The 23,950-nt window shown below is 35.7% G+C and carries 13 protein-coding genes; 1 reads left to right on the plus strand and 12 read right to left on the minus strand.

What is annotated here, in order from left to right:
- Window positions 1–3 precede the first annotated feature (3 nt).
- The 6 genes from BZG02_RS05550 to BZG02_RS05575 form a co-directional block, all read right to left on the minus strand.
- Complete coding sequence (locus BZG02_RS05550; RefSeq protein ID WP_143470422.1) at window positions 4–1,599, minus strand: hypothetical protein; 1,596 nt, start codon at window positions 1,597–1,599, stop codon at window positions 4–6.
- A gap of 14 nt (window positions 1,600–1,613) precedes the next feature.
- Window positions 1,614–3,389, minus strand: a complete 1,776-nt coding sequence (locus BZG02_RS05555) for a RagB/SusD family nutrient uptake outer membrane protein (RefSeq protein ID WP_101260424.1) — start codon at window positions 3,387–3,389, stop codon at window positions 1,614–1,616.
- Between the two features lie 18 nt (window positions 3,390–3,407).
- Window positions 3,408–6,443, minus strand: a complete 3,036-nt coding sequence (locus BZG02_RS05560; protein ID WP_101260425.1) for a SusC/RagA family TonB-linked outer membrane protein — start codon at window positions 6,441–6,443, stop codon at window positions 3,408–3,410.
- A gap of 542 nt (window positions 6,444–6,985) precedes the next feature.
- Window positions 6,986–8,506 (minus strand): alpha-L-fucosidase, encoded by a 1,521-nt coding sequence (locus BZG02_RS05565; RefSeq protein ID WP_101260670.1) that lies wholly within the window; start codon window positions 8,504–8,506, stop codon window positions 6,986–6,988.
- Between the two features lie 331 nt (window positions 8,507–8,837).
- The gene (locus tag BZG02_RS05570) at window positions 8,838–13,034 is read right to left on the minus strand and encodes a hybrid sensor histidine kinase/response regulator transcription factor (protein ID WP_101260426.1); all 4,197 of its coding nucleotides are present in this window, start codon (window positions 13,032–13,034) and stop codon (window positions 8,838–8,840) included.
- A gap of 147 nt (window positions 13,035–13,181) precedes the next feature.
- Complete coding sequence (locus BZG02_RS05575; RefSeq protein WP_218972152.1) at window positions 13,182–15,380, minus strand: glycoside hydrolase family 3 C-terminal domain-containing protein; 2,199 nt, start codon at window positions 15,378–15,380, stop codon at window positions 13,182–13,184.
- A 436-nt stretch (window positions 15,381–15,816) separates the two neighbouring features.
- On the opposite strand from BZG02_RS05575, the gene galB reads away from it, so the two are divergent.
- Entirely contained in the window at window positions 15,817–18,318 is a 2,502-nt protein-coding gene (galB, locus tag BZG02_RS05580; protein ID WP_101260671.1) for a beta-galactosidase GalB, read from the plus strand.
- 197 nt (window positions 18,319–18,515) lie between these two features.
- On the opposite strand, the gene BZG02_RS05585 is transcribed toward galB, so the two are convergent.
- The 6 genes from BZG02_RS05585 to BZG02_RS05610 are packed head-to-tail and all read right to left on the minus strand — an operon-like array spanning window position 18,516 to window position 23,875.
- On the minus strand, window positions 18,516–19,532 hold the full coding sequence (locus tag BZG02_RS05585; RefSeq protein ID WP_101260428.1) for a zinc-binding alcohol dehydrogenase family protein: 1,017 nt from the start codon (window positions 19,530–19,532) through the stop codon (window positions 18,516–18,518).
- An 11-nt stretch (window positions 19,533–19,543) separates the two neighbouring features.
- Window positions 19,544–19,903 (minus strand): L-rhamnose mutarotase, encoded by a 360-nt coding sequence (locus BZG02_RS05590; RefSeq protein WP_101260429.1) that lies wholly within the window; start codon window positions 19,901–19,903, stop codon window positions 19,544–19,546.
- Window positions 19,904–19,915: 12 nt separating this feature from the next.
- Entirely contained in the window at window positions 19,916–21,325 is a 1,410-nt protein-coding gene (gene fucP, locus BZG02_RS05595) for an L-fucose:H+ symporter permease (protein WP_180335644.1), read from the minus strand.
- Window positions 21,326–21,375: 50 nt separating this feature from the next.
- Entirely contained in the window at window positions 21,376–22,338 is a 963-nt protein-coding gene (locus BZG02_RS05600; RefSeq protein ID WP_101260431.1) for an aldo/keto reductase, read from the minus strand.
- 7 nt (window positions 22,339–22,345) lie between these two features.
- Window positions 22,346–23,188: an amidohydrolase family protein gene (locus BZG02_RS05605; protein ID WP_101260432.1), complete on the minus strand. Its 843-nt coding sequence runs from the start codon at window positions 23,186–23,188 to the stop codon at window positions 22,346–22,348.
- Between the two features lie 12 nt (window positions 23,189–23,200).
- Window positions 23,201–23,875: a bifunctional 4-hydroxy-2-oxoglutarate aldolase/2-dehydro-3-deoxy-phosphogluconate aldolase gene (locus tag BZG02_RS05610; protein WP_101260433.1), complete on the minus strand. Its 675-nt coding sequence runs from the start codon at window positions 23,873–23,875 to the stop codon at window positions 23,201–23,203.
- Window positions 23,876–23,950: the final 75 nt, after the last annotated feature.

The following is a 23,950-nucleotide window of genomic DNA, read 5'->3' on the forward strand; positions in this document are numbered from 1 at the left end:
TTATTACGGTCTATTATCTGTTTCGATGATAGTTACATCATCAAAGTAAAGAATCGCATCTCCATTTACTCTAAAGCTAAAGAAACCAGGACCTGCATCAGGAACTACTTGATCTCTAGAAAAAGAAATCCACTCTCCTCTAGCTAAAGGATTTAAACCAGTCCAGAACTGCTGTCCTCCTGCTCCGTCATTCCAATAAAACCATGGTCCCATAGATGCTGTTGTTGTTGAAGGATCAATCCAAACCTTATATTTAATGGTATAGGTTTTTCCAGCTTCTAGTTCAACAGGATTATTTTCTGATGTACATCTTGTCCAATCTTCACCAGCTACACTTGTTAGTTTAATGGAATAATTCCCCGAAGCTACTTGTTCAGTACTGTATGCAACAGTTGGCGCATTGGTAGAAATCCAATCGTCTGCACCACTTTCGAAGCCATAAACACTCTCCGAAGTAAGTGTCACTACGTGAGGAGTAACGAGAATATCAGTAAACCCCTGAAGTGTTCTTTCATCCAACGACTCTAAATTACCACCAGCATAAGAAACTGTAACCACATCGTTTCCATAAATAGCTTCAGACAATTTTAAATCAATTATATTTCCAAAACTAGCATTTCTGGATACAGAGCTCACTGGTACAATTTTATCAAAACCATTTGGATTCGTAACATGTACTGTAAAAAACTCTTCCTTGTCGGTGAACTCAACCAATTCGCCAGAAACACTCATTTGAATAGTTTCGTCAGACTTCTCGGTGATTGTTCCCACTATTTCAAATGGCAAACTTGATTTAATTACCTTAATCTTCAAAGGAACATATTTCATTTTATTCCCGAAAGGCAAATTTTCACCTGATCTTGCAGCTGTTTGACGAGCAAAGAAGGTTCCCAAACGATAATAGTTCACAACCGCTGCAGAATCGGTACTTGTAGATGGAGAACCTCCATTCACAGACCAAGTAATTAAATTTGGGCGTCCTTTTTCTGTCATATCAACAAATTTCAAAGATGCACCTGCTTCAATTTCTACAGTTGGCCAAGAAGCTGAATCTGCTAAAGTAACCTGTTGATTAAAATCAACATTAGCAATCTCAATATCCTCCTTAAATACTTTAAACGCCGATTGAATGGTATCGTAAACATCTACCATAAAAGTAGTATCAATTACCCAAACATCTCCTTCTTTTACTGCTACCAATGTATCTAATCCTTCAAAAGTTACAGGATGTGGAAATGTATTTCTTAATCTGATTCCTTGTACTCCAGGCTTTGTAAATAAGATACTAACTGTTTCTTTTGTAGAAACCTCATCTAAATCTTTATCAATAAATTGAGTAAATGAAGTATCTTGTCTTACGATTACCCCCTTTAAAAATTTACAACCACTAGTATCGGCAAACGACCAAGAATGATCGATATAATTTTGAGATAAATCGGAAAAAGACAAGTAATTGTCTACTCCAACCAATTTTGCATCTCCAAATGTACTGGTATACCAGTCTACATCAGAATAGTCATTTAGTGGTTCGTAATCCGCTTCGCAAGCAAACAGCATTGCTAAGGCGGAAAAAAGAAATAATATTTTTATATTTTTCATAATCTCTTGCATTTTTAGTTAACCTCCGAGTTAGCTGTAGTTTCACTTGTTGGAATTGGCCAATAAGAGTGCTTTGCTTCGTTATAATTCTTTGCAGCCTGAACAAGATCCATTGATTTATAATCATAATCTTCTAAAGTGGCATGTTGCAATAAACCGCCCCATCTTGTTACCTCTTTATTTTGAATATCGCTATAGAATGTATAATCTGTTCTTTTATAATATCTGTTCGATAAATCCTCGAAACGAGACTTGGTAATTCCCCATCTTCTCATATCTAACTGACGAATTGCATATCCTTCTGCAGATAGTTCCAATGGACGTTCCTGATACATCAAATGATCCATTAGAGATTGAGCAGTATAACTTACCTCATCGTGTGTTGAACTAGAATATTCGCTTGATGCACTAGTTCCAAGCAATTTTAGCGCCGAACGATAACGAACTTTATTAATATATTTTAGTGCTTCCGTAACACCTCCGTCATTTGTTCCTCCTTTAATTAGACACTCAGCATACATCAATAACACATCAGCATAACGAATTACTCTAAAATTAATTCCCGATTTTTGATTGGTTGTTTTTTCTGTATTTAAAATATCCCAATTGGTCATCTTTCTCCAATATCCACATTCAGAATTGTTAAAAGCAGTTCCATCAGCCGTAACACTACCTTCGTAGTAGGTCATGTCTTTATCCTCTACTAATGCTACAGAATAAGATGTTCTTAATGAAAAAACTCTTAACCGTTCAGTACCGTCCTCTTCAGTAACGATATTACGTGGATCTGTTGGATCCATAGGATCTTCCATGTATGCCATTAATAGCCAATTACTTGGATAAACAGATCTCCATCCACCCACCGGACTAAACTGCATGTGATAAGTGTTAGATGTTCCTTCGGCGGACCATTCACTCTCCTCCACTTTAGTATTTGCATTGTAAGCAATCTCCAAAATTGATTCCTGATTCCACTCACCCTGTGTAGTAAAATTATCAGCCACATCAACTAATTGATAGTTCCCACCATCAATTACCTCTTTAAAAAGAAGAGCTGCACTTGTATAATCTTTTGCATATAAATAGCTTTTTCCTAAAACAGTAGTTGCAGCACCTGAAGTAACACGTCCTAAATTACTATCATTATCTGCAGCACCGCTATCAGAATAAGTAGTCCATGTTTCGGGTAAATTTTTACGTGCATACTCAAGGTCTGCAGTAAAAAATTCTCTTATTACACTTGCATCGGTTAGTGGTTGATTAAAATCAGCTTCGCCTTCCGGAACAAAATCATACAAAATTACGTTCCCATTGTTAAAAGAACTATGCAGATAAAAGTAAAATAAACCTCTAAAAAAACGTGCTTGTCCCATTTGAACGGTCCATTCTTCTAATTCAGCCTCTGTTTTCATGGCACTTTCAATTCCATTCAATCCAGCAATTACCTCATTGGCACGAAAGATTCCTTTGTATAAATTATCCCATTTATTATTTGCACCACTTGACGATGCCGTAAATATTTGCAAATAATATTCATCTGAAGTATTTGGTCTTCCCCAACCTGGAAAACTTAAGTCGGTTCTTTTTGTTTCTTCAGCCACACTCATCAATCCAGGATTACGAAACTGATTGTACACAGCCGTTAATCCCTTACTACAATCAGATAGATTATTCCAATAACTCGCGGTCGAAATCTCATTTGGATTCACCTCAGTAAGGAAATCATCACAACTACTAAAGGATAATAGAATCGAAGCAGCTGCTAAATATTTTAATATTTTTATTTTCATAACTTTTCACTTTAAATATTAGAAATCAAGCTGTATACCTACTCTGTATTGAGAACTAATAGGGTAATTACCTTTATCTAAACCTCTGGTTGCCAATCCATCATTACCAACTTCAGGATCGTAACCTGTATACTCTGTAAAAGTCAAAGGATTATCGGCAGCTACGTAAAATCTTAATTTCGTAAGACCTACTTTATTAATGATATGATTAGGCATAGTGTATCCTAATGTTACATTACGCAAACGAACAAACGATCCATCTTCTACCCAAATATCAGCCCATGCACGGTAATTATCGTGACTACCACCTCGGTTGGCAGGAATTACGCCATAAGGATTATCTGGTGACCATTGATACAATAGATCTTTATGCGTACCTGCTGTGTAAGCAAAAATCTTTGAACCATTAATTACTTCTTGTCCAACAGCCGCGAACCATTGCATAGAGAAATCGAATCCTTTATAATCGCAGTTAAAGTTTAAACCAACTTCAAATTCTGGAGTACCACTACCTCCATAAACACGATCACTTTCGTCGATTACATTATTTCCATCCTGATCCACATAGATTAAATCACCCATTTTTGCACCAGAATTAATTTTTTGGTAATCTGCTAATTTTGCTTCCGTGTTTATGATTCCATTAGTTTCCATAACCATGTATGCACCAGCTTCGTACCCTTCTCTAATTACTGTAATTTTATCGCTGTTACCACTTACGTTGATAGGATTACCATTGGAGAAATAGGAAATTGGATTAGATCCTTTCATTTTAGTAATCTCATTTTCATTTTTAGAAAAAGTACCGTTTACCGACCAAGTAAATTTGCCATGATTTCGATAACCAACAGCCAATTCAACTCCTCGGTTACTCATATCACCTACGTTAAGAATAACATCCTGATTTTGTCCTGCTCCTGCAGCTGTAGGAATTAATAGTGGGAATAACAAATCTTCCTTTTGTGTATCGTAGTAATCAGCAGTGATCGTTAATTTATTATCAAACAATCCTAAATCAATACCAATATTTTTCTGAATAGAAGTTTCCCACTGCACATATGGATTAGCATAACCAGTTTGAATACCTCCTGTAGCTAGATTTGGATTTCCTTCACTACCAAAAGGATAGTCGTACCCAAAGCTTATGGTTGGTGAATTACTGTAATCCAAGAAACTCTGATTACCAGTAGTACCATAACTACCTCTTAGTTTAAACGAATTAACCGGAGTTTGTAAGTCTTGCCAAAAATGTTCATCAGAAACGTTCCAACCAACAGAAGCAGATGGGAAAGTTCCCCAACGATTATCTTCTCCAAATCTCGACGATCCATCATGACGCACACTCACACTTAACAAATACCGACCTTTATAGTCGTATTGAGCACGAGCTAATAATCCAACCAAAGTGCTATTTTTATCCTGACTCCAACCTGTTCCAATTCCAACAGCTGGCTCAGTCGTTGTTTGACCAAGATTTTGAACTTCATTACTAGTTATATCCTGTCCTGAAGCCCAAAAACTAGTGTAAGTATATTTTTCAGCCGATGCTACTGCCAACAACTTAATTTTGTGATCTCCTAGACTTTTTGTGTAATTCAAACCACCATCCCAAGTAAAACTGGTATTACGACTACTTTGATCTTTAATACCAGAACGTGTATTTGAATTAATAATTAATTCTCCTTCATCGTCATAAACTTCAAACAAAGGATTAATCGTTACTCTCGTATCGTTTCCATACAACATACTTAAAGAACCTGTAAAGTTTAAACCTTTGGCTAATTCAAGGTTTATATTTACATTTCCATTAAACTGTTCTCCGTTCCGTACATCTGTTTGTTTTAACTTTGCCATTACAGTACCTAATTGCTGCTGGTCATTTCCTAAGGTTCCTGCTCCTGTAAATGAAACCGCATTAGGATCTAAAGATGCTTGATAAGGTTTGTATTTGTATGCTTCGTATAACAAATTATAAGATGCATAAGCTTGTTCTTCCACTCTAGCTCCTAAACTTGTTTTAATAGTCCATTTTCCTTTTGTGAAAGATGTATTTGCTCTTACATTATAACGCTCGTAATTGGAATTAATTAAAGTTCCTTCTTGTTCGAAATACGAACCAACAACATTGTAAGTTAAATCTTTTTTACCCCCTGAAATACTAACATTATGATTTTGAATAGATGCATTATCATTTTCAATAACATCCATGATATTAGTGTTATTCGTAAAATTATCTGTCGAATTCTCAAGAGAAGTCCAGACATTATCCGAATTAGATGCTGCATCTAAATGGTTTTTATTCATGAAAAATGAATAAAAGTAATCTTCAAAATCAAGTAACTCGATACCCGAAGTAATTTTCTGAATTCCGTAATAACTGTTTACAGAAACTTTCATTTCTCCGGCCTTACCTTGTTTAGTAGTGATTAAGATAACCCCAGCAGCACCTCTAGTACCATAAATTGCACAAGAAGCCGCATCTTTCAAAATATCGATGGTCTCAATTTCACTATTAGCCAAACGAGGATCACCATTTTGAGGAATTCCGTCTACAACGAAAAGTGGTGAATTCTGTCCATTAATAGAACTAATACCACGAATTTGGATATTAGAAGAGGCACCTGGCGCACCAGAACTAGCTTGAACACTAACCCCAGCTACTGTTCCTTGTAAAGCACTACCCAAATCGGAAGTTGAAATTTTCTCCAGATCCTCAGACTTCACCTGAACTACCGCACCTGAAATTTCTTTTTTCCTTTGAGTTCCGTAACCAATCGCAATAACTTCGTTCAAGTCATACGATTGAGGTTCCAATGCAACGTTAAGTTGCCCACTTGAAATCGTTTTCTCCAACGTTTCCATTCCCATAAAACTAAAAACAAGCACTTCGCCTTTATTAGCTTTAATACTGTAATGTCCATCAATGTCAGTAATTGTACCTATAGTTTTACCTTTAAGCACAACACTTACTCCGGGAATTGATAGGTTATCTTCGCTAGAAACCACCTTTCCTTGGACTTGAATTTCTTGACCATACATATTAAAGGTCAACATCAACAAGAGGGATAAGACTATACCTCTCGCCTTCCATGAACTTATGTACCTTATGTCCTTCATAAAATTTAAAAATAGATTAGTTTTAAACAATTATCTGCATCTTTTACACTTTCTGAAACAAATGTACTTTTCGTAAATGCAAACGTTGGAAAAAATTAGTTTCAATAGAAGGGGGATTTTTGTTAAAAAATGTAAAAACACCAATTTTCAACACTTAAATCATTCAAAAACAACACTCCTACAGCATTCTAAACAACAATAAAAGAACCCTACCTAAGTCTTTATCAATCAAAACAAACCAGATGTAAAATCTTATTTACCCCTGCTAATTAAAGATATTTTCCCTCGGGTAGAATTGCACACGAACAACTCTTCCTTTTATTCAACTATGAAATACAAAATACCTGAAACAAAGCAAAACTAATTAGTACACAATAGCAATACAACCTGTTATACGACAGTTAACTAAAACAAAAAAGAGGTGCCATAAGGCACCTCTACACACAATTTCACTAACTAATTAACTATCTAACAACAAATTAATTCAATTCCACTACGAACGCACATGCATACTTTGCATTGGCATCAACGGTTGTTTTAATTTTAAGTCCTGCCTCATCCACTTGCCATTCACAAGCTTCATCTAATCCCAACATTTTCACCGACTTGATCTTTTCCTTGCAAACAGTACTTCCAGTAGCAAATGATTCAACAAGATATTCTCCATTTTCAGCAATATCCATCGCAATCACATATATTTTACCATCCTTTTGAGTAAACCGAAAATCAGCAGCCGTAAGATTTTTATTTTTCCCTTCGGTATGATGACCCGTTTTAACTTCTGTAGGTCCTTCTCCGAAGATAGTCCATGGGCGTGTTCCGTAAATGGCTTCGCCATTTTTACTCAACCAACTTCCCATTTCAAGTAAAATATCTGCTTGATCTTGAGGTATTGTACCATCGGCTTTTGGGCCTACATTAAGCAGCATATTCCCATTTTTACTCACAATATCAATTAAATCATCAATTAATGTATTTGCATCTTTCGAAATCCAATTGGTAGTATAACACCAACTATTTGTACCTATAGAGGTATCTGTTTGCCAAGGAAATTTTCTGATATCTGCTGATTTACCACGTTCAATATCTAAAACATTGGTTCCTTCGGGAAAAGTTTCGTGCTTAAAGTTCTTGGTTTGTAACACAACATCTTTATTCCAATCAATTCCCTTATTATAATAGTAAGCCGCAAGTTTTGCATGATATGGTACAAACTCATCGTGATCCAAAACAAAATCAAACCAAAGAATATCAGGTTGATAATTATCAATGATATCTTGAGTTCGGTTCCACCACATATCTAAAAATTCTTGATCGGCAGGAGCATAATGTTCATGTTCACGTGCATATAAATCGGCATACTCAGGGTTTGCAGTATCAAAGCCTTTTTTATGAGTGTAGTAATTCCAATTAAAAGCATAATGAGAAGAGGCTCCAAAATATAAACCGGCATCTTTAGTTGCTTTTGAAATTTCCCCTATCACATCACGTTTCGGTCCCATATCTGCAGCATTCCAACGAGTAAAATGTGACTTATACATTGCAAAACCATCATGATGTTCTGCTACTGGAACGATATATTTTGCTCCGGCTTTTTTAAATAAATCTACCCATTCTGTAGCATTAAACTTTTCAGCTTTAAACATTGGAATAAAATCTTTATAACCAAACTCCCCTAAATTTCCGTAGGTTTCCACATGATGAGCATTAACTCCGGTTCCCGTATTCTCAACCATTTCTCCGGTTGGACTCCACAAAACTGAATCCATATACATTAAACGGGGATACCATTCCGAGCCGTAAGCAGGCACACTATAGGGACCCCAATGAATAAAAATACCTAATTTGGCGTCTTGGAACCAAGCTGGAGTTTGATATTTGGCCAAAGAGTTCCAATTCTCCTCAAAAGGTTCACTATTCACCATTGTGGAATCTTTACTATTCACACAGGAAACAAATAGAGTTCCTACTAACAACATACTTATTGCAAGTTTTTTCATCTTTTCTTTGTTAATTTCAAGTTGAACAATCTGCATTTTCATAAAAACAAAACTTTTTTACTCTCCTGCAAATTGTTTAATAATTTTAAAAGTGTACTTAGATCGCGATTCAAAAATACATGTTGCAAACTCCTTGTACAGATAGAAACTGCGACTATTACAGGGGGGAATTTCTCACAGCTGTCCCTATTGCAGACTGAAAGGGACATTTATAAACTATTTAAGGGTATTTTTTCAATCAGGCTTTAATAATCCATTAAAGACTATAAAAAAGAAGGAGAACCATTCATTGTGGTTCTCCTTCTATTCAAAAAATATATTTTTGCTTTATTTATGCCTCATCTTCTTGATCTTCTCGATGCCTTCTAATAAATTCGGATGGCGTAGTTCCAAATTGCTTCCTAAAACATTCCCTAAAATACTTCATATCGTTAAAACCCACCTCATATACCACATCAGTAACCGACAATCGATCTAATTTTAATAACTGCGCTGCTCTTTTCAATCGAATGGTTCGAATAAAAACATTGGCAGTCTGCCCTAACAATGCCTTCAATTTTTTATTTAAAATAGACTGACTAATTCCTACTTCGCGCCCTAACTGAACCACCGTGAATTCAGGATTGCTAATATTTTCTTCCACCACCTTCAACAAACGTTCTACCAGTTTCTCGTCAATAGAAGTAAAAGTTATTTCTTTAGGCTCAATTTCAATTTTTTGATTAAAAACATGTCTCACTAATCTACGTGCCTCCAAAATTGATTTTATTTGAGCAACAAGCACGTCAATATTAAACGGTTTTGAAATATAAGCTACTGCACCTTCTGTTAATCCGATCAGCTTATCTTCATCGGCCGATTTTGCAGTTAAAATTACGATGGGAATATGACATATTTCCTGATCCTGCTTAATTAGATTACACATTTCGAACCCGTCCATTTCAGGCATCATCACATCGCTAATAATAATATCAGGAGTAAACTTACGACACAAGTCAATCCCTTCTTTACCATTGTATGCCTGTATGCAATTAAACTCTTCCTCTAAATTAGTTTTTATTAATGCCTGAACATCATAATTATCTTCAACAATTAAAACACTTGATTTATCCTCATCAAACACCACATTTTCCAGTGATTGTTGCTCCCTTTTTTCAATTTGGTAATCTTTTACTACGATTTGTTTTTCTATAGCTTGCTCCATAGGCTGATCGGAAAAATCATCCTCTTTAAAATGAAGTTTTCCCTTACTTAAATACACCGAAAATACTGTAGCAATATTCGGATTACTAGAAACCATTATTTTCCCATGGTGCAAATTGATAAGATTTTTGGCAAATGCTAAACCTATTCCCGTACCTGATACTTTTGATAATTTGTGGCTACTCGTTTGGTAAAAACGATCAAAAAGAAAAGGAAGCTTTTCTCTATCTATACCTGGACCATTATCTTTTATATCAAATCGTACCCACTCCTTCCCTTCAATCTCCTCCTCCGAAACAATAATTGAAACTTCGCCCCCTTGAGGTGTAAATTTAAATGCATTGGAAAGTAGATTAAACAGTACTTTTTCTATTTTGTCGTAATCAAACCACAACTCCACCGAAGGGTAAGCATTTTTTAATTCGTAACGAATTCCTTTCGATTGGGCTATCTCATTAAATGCATCAAAAACTTCATTTACCAACTCCATTACATTGCCTCGAGATACAGCCAATGGCATTTTACCCTTTTCTAATTTTCTAAATTCCATTAATTGATTAATCAATCGATTTAGCATACCAACATTCTTAATCATTAAAGAATAATTACGCTGACGATACACTTCATCCACCCGATCGCCTTTGGATATTAATTTTTCTAATGGACTCTGTATTAGCGTAAGAGGAGTTCTAAACTCATGCGATATATTGGTGAAAAATTGCAATTTCATTTGAACCAGCTCTTCCATTTTTTCTTGTTCGAAATGCTCCATCATGAGTTGATTCTTTTTGGTAACATCAATAATTGAATACCTACGGAAAAAAACCATAAGCACAATAAAAAGGATTCCATAAAGTAGAAATGCAAAACTAGTAAACCAAAATGGAGGAACAACTTCAATAAATATGCTAGAGGGAAGAGTTGCCCATACACCATCATTATTAGTAGCCAAAACAATCAGTGTATATTCTCCTGGCGGTATATTCGTATATTTTGCTCTGGGATCTGCACTATTAACAACCGTCCATTCGGTATCGAAACCATCTAATTTATATTTATAGCTAATTTTTTCGGGTGCCACATAATGAAGTGCAGTAAAACCTACGGAAAAACTATTTTCGGAATACCTTAATTTAATAGAATCTGTTGAAGGCATCTCACTCTCGAGCAACACCCGTCCATTATATTTCTTGCCTGTTAATATTTGCTGATTAAGCACAAATAATTCTGTAAACTCAACTTCGGAACCGTATGGATTATCAACAATCTCGCTTGGATTAAACACATTAAGACCATTAACGCCTCCAAATATCATCTCCCCATTTACTTTCGTATAAGAGGCCAATTCACTAAACTCATAATCTTGTAATCCATCAGATACCGAATAGTTTCTAATTTCATCTGTTTCGGGATTAAAGCGAGTGAGTCCCTTATTGGTAGATATCCACAAATTACCATCTCCATCTTCTTCCAATGCCTTAATTGCATCGTTTGGTAAGCCATGTTTTGAGGTATAGGTTTTAAATTTGAAAGTACTCCCAAATTGCTCCAGCAATAAACATAGGCCACCACCCATTGTGCCCACCCAAGTTCGATCTTTACTATCTACATACATGGCCATCACATAATTATGCGACAATGAATTTTCATCCCCACAAACATGTACTGCCTTCAGAAAATAAGGATCTGGTTTGTATTTTTCGTTTTGTAGTAACAAATTCAATCCCTGATCGGTACCGATAAAAATATTCCCTTCCTTATCCTCTATTAAACTTCTTACAATATCTGAAGATAAACACCCATCTCCCTCACTATCCGCGTTATAATGATTTAAGATGACCAATTCCTTCTTCTCAACATCATAGCTTGCCTTGTACAAACCATCGCTATAGGTTCCTAACCAAATTAAATCATCGCGACCAACTAGAATTGTAAAAACAGGATTTTTTACCAAATTACTTAGTGAACTAAATTCAATATTTTCCTTGCCTTTTAAAGTACAAATTGCCAATTTCGTTGGATATCCAACTCCCATTAATACACTTTCCGGTTTCCCTGGTATGCCTTTAATACAATAAACGTAATTTTGAGCTCGTTCATTTGTACTTATTGGAATATTTACAAAACCATTTTGATAATTTTCTGTTTCATACTTAGATAGAAAAGAAACACCTCCACCTTCGGTACCAATCCATAAATTTGCATTGGGATCTTCATAAACAGCTCGAACTTTATTATATGCCAAACTTCCTTTTGAATTTGATTGACTTATATGGTGAAACTTTTTCTCATTTAAATCTAACTTATTAAGTCCTCCACCATTGGTTCCTACCCATAAAAGTCCCGACTTATCCTCGTACAAAATGGTTATATTATTTTTACTGAGACTGCCAGAATTGTAGAATTCCGATTGAAAATTTCGAATTAAATCCAATTGCTCCAAATCATCATCCCACATAAACTGAAATAAACCTTTAGGATTCCCTCCAAAAATGAACTCTTTACTAGTTCTGATTAAGTTTGCAAAAAAATAGGGCGCAACTTTCTTTACTTCCAACTTATCTTTGTCAAGAGAGCCTTTTAAAAAATAAACTGCATCGTTAAACGATATCAAATAACCATTTTTTGTTTCAACAATATCACGACAATAACCATTAAAATTTAGACTAATCTCATTAAGTTCTAAACTTAAATTTGTTGACAATTTAAATAGAAACAACCCTTTAGCACTGCTTAACCATAACTGCTGCTTCGAATCTTCTTTTAAAACATATATAGTAGCTAAATCATGAACTACATTTGCTTTATCAACAGCAGTTCTAAATACAGCACCTCGATATTCGTTTCTATTTTTATTATAGACTTTCGTATCTAAAACACTTAAGCCTTTGGAGGAAGAAAGCCAAAGCATTCCATTCGAATCAAGCAATAGGTTACCTATTTTAGTACCAAGAATAATTTGCTTCCCGTTTATTTCATTTGGGATCTTATGAAATTCCTCTTTTTTTCGATCAAAAAACCAAAGCCCATTATCGGAAGTTGCAATCCAAAAATTTCCATTATCATCTTCTGTCATACCAAATGGAAGGTTACTCCCAATTGGAAATTCCATAGGAGAAGTTCTTTTGTATGTTACAAAGTTCAATCCATCGAATCGATTCAAACCATCATAGGTTCCAAACCACATAAAACCTTTCGAATCCTGAAAAATGAAGGTAACATCATTTTGAGAAAGACCATCAAGCGTGCTCAAATGATCAAAATCGGATTGTGAGTAAGAAAATAAACTTGTAAACAATAACAAAAAGGACAGAAGTATACGCATATAAGATTAATTACTAGATTATTACCGCGACCTTAAACCAATTAGTAAATAATGGACTTAAATCGATCATTGAAACAATCGATAATGTATAAAAAAAAACCTTCCCTACATAGAATGCAGGGATAAGTTTATATTTCACTTTAGAATTTATTTTACTACAAATACATCCTCAATTAACTTTACAGAACCTAATTTTGACATATCTTGGATAGGAGAACTACCTCCTACCATAATTTTATACTGCCCTTTTACTACCACTTCTTTTCCTTCTTCCGAAATTTGAGCTAATTTTTTTGTATCTATTTCAAATTCTACTTTTTTCGTTTCTCCTTTAAGCGTTGTAATTCGTTTAAATCCAATCAGTTTTTTAAATGGTGCAGTTTGTCCAGCTCCGGGTTGACTCAAATACAATTGAACCACTTCATCACTATCGTAATTACCTGAGTTTGTTATTTCTACACTTGCTTTTACGCTTTCTTCTCTTTTAATTTTCTTGGCACTTAATTGCAAATTTGAATATTGAAACTGAGTATAACTCAATCCAAACCCAAAAGGAAATAATGGATCTTCCTTCATAAATTTATAAGTTCTGCCATTCATACTATAATCATTGTAAGCGGGAAGTTGATCCATACTCTTTAGAAATGTTACAGGCAATTTACCCGATGGAGAAACTTTACCAAAAACAATATCCGCTACGGCGGTTCCTCCATCTTGTCCTGGATACCAAGCCCATACTATTGCATCAGCCAATTCAGCTACTTCAGGAATAATCATAGGACTTCCTCCAGTCATTACAACAATTACTGGTTTTTTATTATCCTTTTTCAGTTTACGCAAAAACTCCAGTTGATTTGAAGGTAAGAATGGTTGTAATCGATCTCCCATAGTTTCCGATGCAATAGCATCCCCTTCTTCGCCTTCCATTGCACTTGATATGCCTAAAACAGCAATAATGGCATCAGCGCTCTTAGCTTCTCCTGTAGTCCAATCAATTGGATTTACATTATCACGAAAAGGCAAGCATCCCATTTTATAGTTGATAGTAGTTCCGGAACTTACTGTAGCGGTAATTCCTTCTAAAATATTTACCAAACGATTGCTCATTCCGTAATAATTCCCTAATAAAACTTCACTATTGTTGGCTTGTGGACCAGTAACATACAAATTTTTAATGTTCGGAGATAATGGTAATGCATTATTCTTGTTGGTAAGCAATACAATGGATTTTTGAGCTACTTCCAAAGCAAGAGAATTATGCTCATCGCTACAAATTACTTCCTCACCCAATTTACTGTATGGATTATCTTCTTCCGGATCGAAAAAACCTAACTTAAATCTTGTGTTTAGTAAAGCTCGTAAGCTTTTATCGATTGTTTCCTCCTTCACCAAGCCTTTTTGAACAGCTTCCACTAGGTTTGGATATACTCTTCCGCAATTTAAATCGACCCCAGTATTAATAGCTAAAGCTGCCGACTCTACAGCATTTTTAGTAACCTTATGATGAGCGTGAAAATCCTCGATTGCACCGCAATCGGAAACTACATGCCCCTTAAAACCCCATTTTTCGCGCAGAATTTCCTGCATCAACAAGTTACTTCCGCAAGCTGGCTCTCCCAACACACGATTATAGGCTCCCATTACCGATTCTACTTTAGCTTCCTTAACTAAAGCCTCAAAAGCTGGAAGATAGGTTTCATAAAGGTCTTTTTGAGAGGTAATCGCATCAAATTCATGACGCAAGGCCTCTGGACCGGAATGTACTGCATAATGTTTTGCACATGCCGCGGTTTTTAAATAGTTGGGATTGTCTCCTTGTAAACCTTTCACAAAAGCAACACCAATTCGAGAAGTTAAATATGGATCTTCTCCATATGTTTCTTGACCTCTACCCCATCTTGCATCCCTGAAGATATTAATGTTAGGAGTCCAAAAAGTTAGTCCTGCATATTTAGACCGATTATCATTTTTTATAGAAATATTAAATTTAGCCCTTGCCTCATCCGAAATGGCAGAGGAAACTCTTTGTGCCAAATCAGTATCAAATGTAGCTGCTAATCCAATAGCTTGCGGAAAAACAGTTGACCTTCCATTTCTTGCAACTCCGTGTAAACATTCATTCCACCAATTGTAAAGTGGTACAGATAAACGTGGTATTGCTTCACTAACATCTGTCAATTGCGATACTTTTTCTTCTAAAGTCATTGCATCAATTAATGCATCTATCCTCGTTTCTACAGGCAAAGTAGTATTATACCATTCAAAACTTTCATTTTGCGCGCTAACAATACTTTGATTAGCCAAACTGATCATTACCAGCAGAAAAAATAATCTCAATTTCATCATATCTCTTTGTACTTATTCGTATCTAAAATTACTTAAACTATCAATTCTTTCGAAGAATTAATAATTTCAAACCTAACATCATTATGAACAAAACCTAGGGTGTATTTTCCACAAATTAAGAGGGGGTATTTTCCCTACACTAATAATACCATTCCAGAATAAAATCACTACCTACTATATTACAAACACTTAACCTGTTGTGTAAATCAAAAACTTACCATTCTAAAAATTACAAACAATGCGTTTTCAACTTTTAACTACTCCATTATTTTATCAAAAAAATTACCCCTAAGTCTATTAGAAAATGCCCCCTCGCGATTTGTATTTTGAATTTACCTTTGAAAAGGACAATGTACAAAAAACAATTTTACAATTTAAAATGATAGTTGATTCCTCTCGACGAGGAGTTGAGAATAATCATAAATCAAAAATAAGGATGAATAAAAAAAAATACAAATCAAAATTATTCGACACTGCTACCCTACTAATAATTGCAATTTGCACAATTGGATTGGGAGCTTGCAAGCAAACTCAACTACTTTCCGATCAAGAATTTAACAAAGAGTGGTTGTTTTTTAAAGGGGAAGCAGAGAACGCAATTTTAGTGGAGTTTGATGATTCTAATTGGAGGAAACTAAACCTTCCTCACGATTGGGCAATCGAGGGTCCATTTAGTAAAGAATACAATGCACGAACCGGTGGACTTCCTGTTCATGGAACAGGATGGTACCGAAAACACTTTCAAATTAGTAAGGTGGCTCAGAATAAGATTATTTCGGTAGAATTTGATGGTGCTATGAATAATGCAAATGTATGGGTAAATGGTCAATTTGCGGGAAAAAGACCATTCGGATATATTGGATTTGAATTTGATATTACCCCTTTTATAAAATTCGGAGAAGAAAATGTAATTGCGGTGCGCTTAAGCCCTGAAGATCTGTCTGCAAGATGGTACTCTGGTGCCGGTATCTATCGGAATGTGAAATTGAAAATCAATAATAAACTTCACATCCCGCAATGGGGTACAAAAATTACAAGTAAAAACATTTCCGGTTCAAATACTCAGGTAAACATTACAAGTTCAATTTGTAATAAATATAAAGATCAGAAAACAGCTCAACTGCAAACACAAATACTTTCTCCAAAAGGGGAAATCATATCTGTAATTACATCCGACATAGTTATTCAGGCAAAAACAACTGGAATTGTTGATCAGAAATTAAATGTGGAAAATCCTCAAGTTTGGAGTCTTGAGACACCAAACATATATACTGCAATCAGTAATATACTTATCGGCGGAAAAACCGTGGATAGTTACGAAAGTAAGTTCGGAATACGGGAAATAAAATTTACTCCTGAAAATGGATTTCAACTAAACGGTAAAACAATAAAATTACAAGGTGTTTGTATGCATCATGATTTGGGACCTTTGGGAACTGCCGTTAATTATCGGGCAACCGAAAGACAAATGGAAATAATGAAAGGAATGGGAGTTAATGCGCTACGTACAAGTCATAATCCTCCATCCCCCGAAATGCTTGAAATATGCGACAAACTAGGAATTCTTGTTCAAGTTGAGGCTTTTGATGAATGGAAGATTGGAAAAGTTCCAAACGGATACAACAAATATTTCGACGAATGGCATGAGAAAGACCTGCGCGACATGATAAAAAGAGATCGGAATCATCCTTCGGTAATTATGTGGAGTATTGGAAATGAAATATTAGAACAGGGAAAAACAGATGGATGGAAGATTGCTAAAGCACTAACTGAAATTTGTCATTCAGAAGATTCTACAAGACCAACAACAGCAGGCTTTAATTATTATCCTGCTCCTTTCGAAAATCAATTAACAAAGTATGTGGATATTGTTGGAATGAACTACTGGCCAATTAATTACGAAGAAATCCTCGAAGCAAATCCAAATATGATTGTTTATGGCTCCGAAACTTCTTCGCAAACAAGTAGCCGTGGCGTTTACCACTTCCCTATTGAGGCAAAGGAGCAACACCAAACCAATCAGGTATCTAGTTACGATGTTACCGTTGGACCAGCTTGGGCATATCCTCCCGATGTTGAATTTGAGCAACAAGAAAAAGTCAAAAGATCATTGGGGGAATTTATGTGGACAGGCTTCGATTATTTAGGGGAACCAACGCCTTATGGTGGTCGCGACAATTCCACTCATGGTTATTGGAATGATGATTGGCCTTCTCGTTCTTCTTATTTTGCTCCGGTTGACCTATGCGGATTTCCAAAAGACCGGTATTATTTATACCAAAGCCAATGGACTACAAAACCAATGGTTCATGTTCTTCCGCATTGGAATTGGGAAGGAAAGGAAGGCGATATTATTCCAGTATATTCCTATACCAACTGCGACGAAGTGGAGCTATTTGTTAATGGAAAATCATTCGGGAAAAAAGTAAAAGGCGTTGATTTAACTCCAATTCCTGCAGAGTTTCATTTCTTTCCTAAAGGAACGTATCTATCGAAATACCGTTTGTCGTGGGATGTTCCCTATCAGCCTGGTAACATTAAGGTAGTAGCATACAAAAACGGTAAGGTGGAAGCCGAAAAAGAAATTCATACCGCAGGAAAAGCATCTCAGATAAACCTGGTTGCAGATAGAGGTACGATAAATGCAGATGGCAAAGATTTATCGTTTATAACGGTACGTATTGAAGACGAAAATGGAAATTTATGCCCAAATGCAAATCAATTAATTGAATTTTCGATAGAAGGTAATGGAGTGATTACCGCAGTGGGTAATGGCGATGCCACCTCATTAAAGGCTTACCAATCCAAAGAAAGAAATGCTTTTAATGGTTTGTGCCTTTTAATTGTAAAATCGACAGAAAAATCTGGTATCATCAAAATTACAGCCAAAAGTAATTCACTAACATGCAGTGAATTAACAATAAATAGTAAGAAATAGTTTCAATTAGTAGGTTAGTGTTAAAAGTAGCCGAGACTGTTTGCCATTTGGTATTCAGTCTCGGTTTTTTTTACAGATAAAATTTAAGAACGAAAGGGCATAAAAAAATAGACTGCCTAATCAGACAGTCTATTGGTACCAAGTTAACATCAAAACTCAATTAATTTATAGCATTACAAACTAATTTATTGATGCTGCTAATCTAGAGAAACAACGGCTTTCACAACCCCAGTTTTAGGATTTAACCATGTTTTAAAATCTTCAATCATATTCTCAAACTTCGCTCTATGCGTAATTAGCGAATTTACATTTATTTTGCCTTTTTTCATACAATCAACTACATGATCGAAATCTTCTCTGGTAGCATTTCTACTGCTTCTTAGTGTAGTTTCTCTTTTATGAAATTCAGGATGTGAGAAGCTAAATGTATCCAACTGCAAGCCAACCAAGGTAATACGTCCACTATGAGCTAGAAAATTAAGATTTCCCTCAATTGCTCTTTTGTTACCCGTAGCATCGATAATTGCAGTAACCATATCGCCACCGGTAATCTTCTTAATTGCTTCAAAAGGATCATTTAAAGCATTCACAGTATAATCAACACCAAAGTGCTCTTTCGCAAATTCTAATCGGTTATCCTGAACATCTAAAGCAATTACTTTAGCACCTGCAATTTTTGCAAAAGCCATAGCTCCTAATCCGATTGGACCAGCACCTGTTACCAAAACAAATTCATCTTTTTTAATTTCGGTTATGCGAACAGAATGCGCACCAACAGCCATTGGTTCTACCATAGCCAATTCATCGTAGCTCATTCCTTGTCCATGAATTAAAGCATATTCTGGCACATTCATGTATTCGCCCATTCCACCGTCGATATGAACTCCAGCAACCTCAATAGTAGTACAGCAATTTGGCTTTCCGGCTCTGCACGCAACACAATTACCACAAGGAAAATAAGGAATAAAAGTAACCGCTTCGCCTTTTTTAAACCCCTGATCATTTGAATCGATATCTACAATATCACCTGCTAATTCATGTCCAAGTACTCTTGGATAAGAAAAAAATGGTTGAGTTCCTTCAAAAGCGTGCAAATCGGTTCCACAAACCCCAATTCTCTTTATTTTCAATAAAGCATTTCCTTCTTTTCTTTCAGGTTGAGATGTTTCTTTCATCTCAAATTTACCTGGTTCAATACATACTAATTGCTTCATTATTCTATTTTTTAAAGTCCTAATTTGTAAATACGTTCCATTAATTGCCATTTTTCGTCGGCACTTGCATCGGCAGATGTATTCTGAAAACGAGCTACATGAGCCTCCCATTCCGACTGGCGTGGCTTTGTTGCCAATTCTGTCATTGCTTTATCATGATCGAAGTCTGTTACGGTATCCATGATCATAAATAGCTGATTTTTTGTGAGGTAAATCTCCATGTCTATAATTCCAACATCGAGCATTCCTTGTGTAATTTCGGGCCATGCAGCACCCGCCGCATGAACCTTTTTATATTCATCAATCAGCTTGTCGTCATTTTTTAAACAAAGCGATTTGCAATATCTTTTATAGCTGTCTGGTTTCTTCATTTTCAAATTTATTTAGGCCATATGAATTTTCACTGTTCTATATCCGTAAAGTGCAATCAATACAAAACAAATCAATGGAAGAATAAAAGAAAAATTAACTGCAGGCATATCAAAAACAACACCCATATCGATTATTGCAGCCTGAATTTTTGGTAAGAAAGTACCTCCAACAATGGACATGATTAAACCTGCTGCACCAAACTTCGCATCATCACCCATTCCTTCTAAAGCAATACCATAAATAGTTGGGAACATAAGCGACATACATGCAGATACACCAATTAAGCAATACAATCCTGAAATACCTTGCAACAGAATAGTTCCTGTAGCCAAAGCAATACCGCCAATAGCTAAATACTGAAGCAGTCTGCCTGGTTTTATATACTTTAACATGAAAGTACAAACGAAACGGGCAACCAAGAAGAAAAACATTGCTAAAATATTATACAACTGAGCAATATGAGCTGCAGCTCCTTCTGTTAATCCATTCGCTCCTTTACCTGAAAGAATAATATCTCTTACACCATCCGATAAAAATCCCAAATAATTTACAATACTTAACCAACCAGATTCTAAATCCTGAGGAGTTAATCCGCCTTTAACAAAAATACGTTGGCCATACTGAACGATAAATGTCCAACACATAATTTGTGCTCCAACATAAAACATCTGAGCAATAACGCCTTCGCGATATTTAGGAATTCGGAATAATTTAGCTAGCGTTCCAAATAAATTCAGACTATGATCTGCATCTTCACTCTTAGGCATTTTTGCTAAGGCAATAATGATGAACATAGCAATAATCACCAATCCAATTGCAACATATGGCGAACTTAAAATACTCAAATCACTCATTTTTACCGCATCAAATTCTTCTGGGCTTAACATTGTTCTTGCTTCGGCTCCTCGAGGGTCTAAACGAGCTTGAATCACCGTAGTTGCAATAAACATTCCTGTTAAAGATCCCATCGGATTAAATGCTTGTGCCAAATTTAAACGACGAGTAGCTGTTGATTCCGCTCCCATCGATAGAATATATGGATTGGCACTTGTCTCTAAAAATGACAAACCACAAGTCATTACAAAATAAGCAATTAGAAATGGATAGTACATGCCTAAAGCACTTGCTGGAAGGAATAACAATCCCCCAGTTGCATACAAGCCTAATCCAACCAAAATACCGGCTTTATAAGAGTATTTACGAATGAATAAAGCTGCTGGAAATGCCATAGCTCCATAACCTCCATAAAAAACAACTTGCACCCAAGTTCCTCCACTTGCTCCCATATTAAAAATTCGGGAAAAAGCCTCTACCATTGGATTGGTAATATCATTAGCAAATCCCCATAGAGCAAAACAGAATGTTATTAAAACAAACGGGACTAATACTGCTCTCGAAACCACTTTATCTTTTGTGTTCACAATCGAATTTTTTAGTTAAAAAAAGTTGAATTCTATTTTTAAAAAGGCAATTAGGCAATCACTATATTTCTTGTAGTGATAATATTTTCAGTTATTTCATTAAAAATAGTTTCACTAAGCACTCCTTCATCCCAAGCATCCAGTAAATCTGTGAGTTGTGCTTTTGTATGAGGACCCACAACTACACGATCTGCTTCTTCCATCGAAAATAAGTAACGCAATGCCAATCTCGATAATGGAATGTTGTATTTCTTCGCAATCTCATTGGTTTTCATTGCAACATCAACATCCATATTTGTGATCCACTCATTATTTGGTCTCTGTTCATTGTAAGTGTCTAAACGCCTACCTAACAAGCCCATGTGTAAGGCCGAAGCCGCATAGTAAGCAATATTCTCTTTACGAATTTGAGGAATATCTTTTTCGAAACCAGACAGATTACAAGCATCCATTTTTAAGAATCCCGATAACACATCAAAATTATCTTTAATCATGTGCGGATAAAAACGATCAATTGGATTTCCACCAATTCCTAACTTACCAACAAGTCCTTCTTTTTTAAAGGATTGCAAACAGTCCATAATCTCATCCATTTTCTCAACAGGAACCAAATGTGGTTCATGTAAAAACAAAAGATCAATTTTATCAATTCCTAAAGTCTCCAAACTCTCATGAACACTTCTTCTCATTCTCTCTGCAGAATAATCAACAATACAATCGTCGGCTTTTTCCGCTTTTAAGCGCCCCACTTTAGTACTAATGAATGGCTTTTCGCCAGTCCACTGACGCAAAGCTTTTCCCAAATAAGTTTGAGACATATTATACGATGGAGCTGTATCGAAAACGCGAACTCCTCGTTCCAAAGCATACATCATTGCCTCTAAGGCATCTTTTTCTTCAACAGGACTCCATACACCACCCAAACCAGAACATCCGCAAACTAAACGGCTTTGGCCTGAGAAAAAACTACTTTTTTGATAATCTCCCTTAATATATGTCGGTTTTGTTTTCATTCTTTCTCTATTTATTTAGTTGATAAAATTCAATTGCATTCCCTCCTAAAATCGCTTCTTGTTCTGAGGTGGTATATTTCTTAATTTTTTCGATAATCAAATTCATGACTTTTTGGTAAGAGCCTGCCAAAGTACAAACTGGCCAATCCGATCCAATCATCAATCGTTCAGGGCCAAATGCATCAAAAACAACATTCAAGTAAGGAATAATATCTGCCTCAGTCCAATTTGCCCAATCTGCTTCGGTAACAATTCCAGACAACTTGCAAGAAACATTTGGAAAAGAAGCCAGCTTTTGAATTCCTTCCGCCCAAATTTCAATTTTTTGATCCTTAATTTCTGGTTTTGCAATATGATCCAATACAAATTTTTGATTTGGAAATTTTGCTGCAAACTCAACACTTGGAATCAAATGTTTTGCAAAAATTAGAATGTCATAAGTAAATCCAAACTCTTCTAGCATGGCAATACCGTTACAAAATTCCTCTCCTATTATAAAATTATCATCCTGCTCATCCTGAACTACATGGCGAAACCCTTTTACTACCGGAAACTTGCTATAATGCACCAACCTATCGCGCAAATTAGCTGCTCTTAAATCTACCCAACCAACAACACCTTTAATAAAAGGATTTTGATTAGCTAGATCAATTAAAAAATCAGTTTCCGCTTCGGTTTGGTCTGCTTGTACAGCAACACATCCATCAAAATCAATAGCTTCCAGATGAATCTTCAAATCTTTAGGCATAAAATCATTTTTCAGAACAGCCATTTCATCCGATATCCAGCTATGTTTCTCTGGGCAGTAATTCCAGAAATGCTGATGGGCATCAATTTTTTGTACTTTCATAAGCTCTTAATCTTACTGATTTCTAATTCCTGCAATAATTGAAATCGCATTTTCCGTTGCCGCTTCAATGGCTTTGTAATTAAATGTGCCATCCGCATTTTTTACCATTAACTGTGATCCCATTCCTACACAATGAACACCTGCATTAAACCATTGAGTCAAATTTTCTCTTTCAGGCTTAACTCCTCCTGTTGGCATAATTGATGACCAAGGGAAAGGACCCTTTACAGCCTTCACAAACTCAGGACCTCCAACTTGTTCGCCTGGGAAAATTTTTACAACCTCAGCACCTAATTCCTCAGCGTACGAGATTTCTGTTAAAGATCCACAACCTGGCGACCATGCCACTTTTCTTCGGTTACAAACCTTAGCCATTTCGGCATTTAAAATTGGAGAAACAATAAAATTTGAACCCAATTGAATGTATAATGAAGTAGTTCCTGCATCAATTACCGAACCAGCACCCAATATCATTTCCGGACATTCTTTGGCTGCCCACTTATTTAGTTCCCCAAAAACTTCATGTGCAAAATCACCACGATTTACAAATTCGAACAATCTTGCTCCTCCTTTGTAACAAGCCATAATTACTTGCTTGCAAACTTCTATATCTGAATGAAAGAATACGGGAACTATTCCTATTTCTTTCATTTTTACTGCTACTTCAATTCTTGAAAATCTAGCCATTTCTATTCTAATTATGAGATATAAGTTATGAATTATGAGTTGTCTTGCTTTAGGAGCGAGAGTATTCGATTTTTC

Source organism: Labilibaculum filiforme, assembly GCF_002843315.1.
Taxonomy (GTDB): domain Bacteria; phylum Bacteroidota; class Bacteroidia; order Bacteroidales; family Marinifilaceae; genus Labilibaculum; species Labilibaculum filiforme.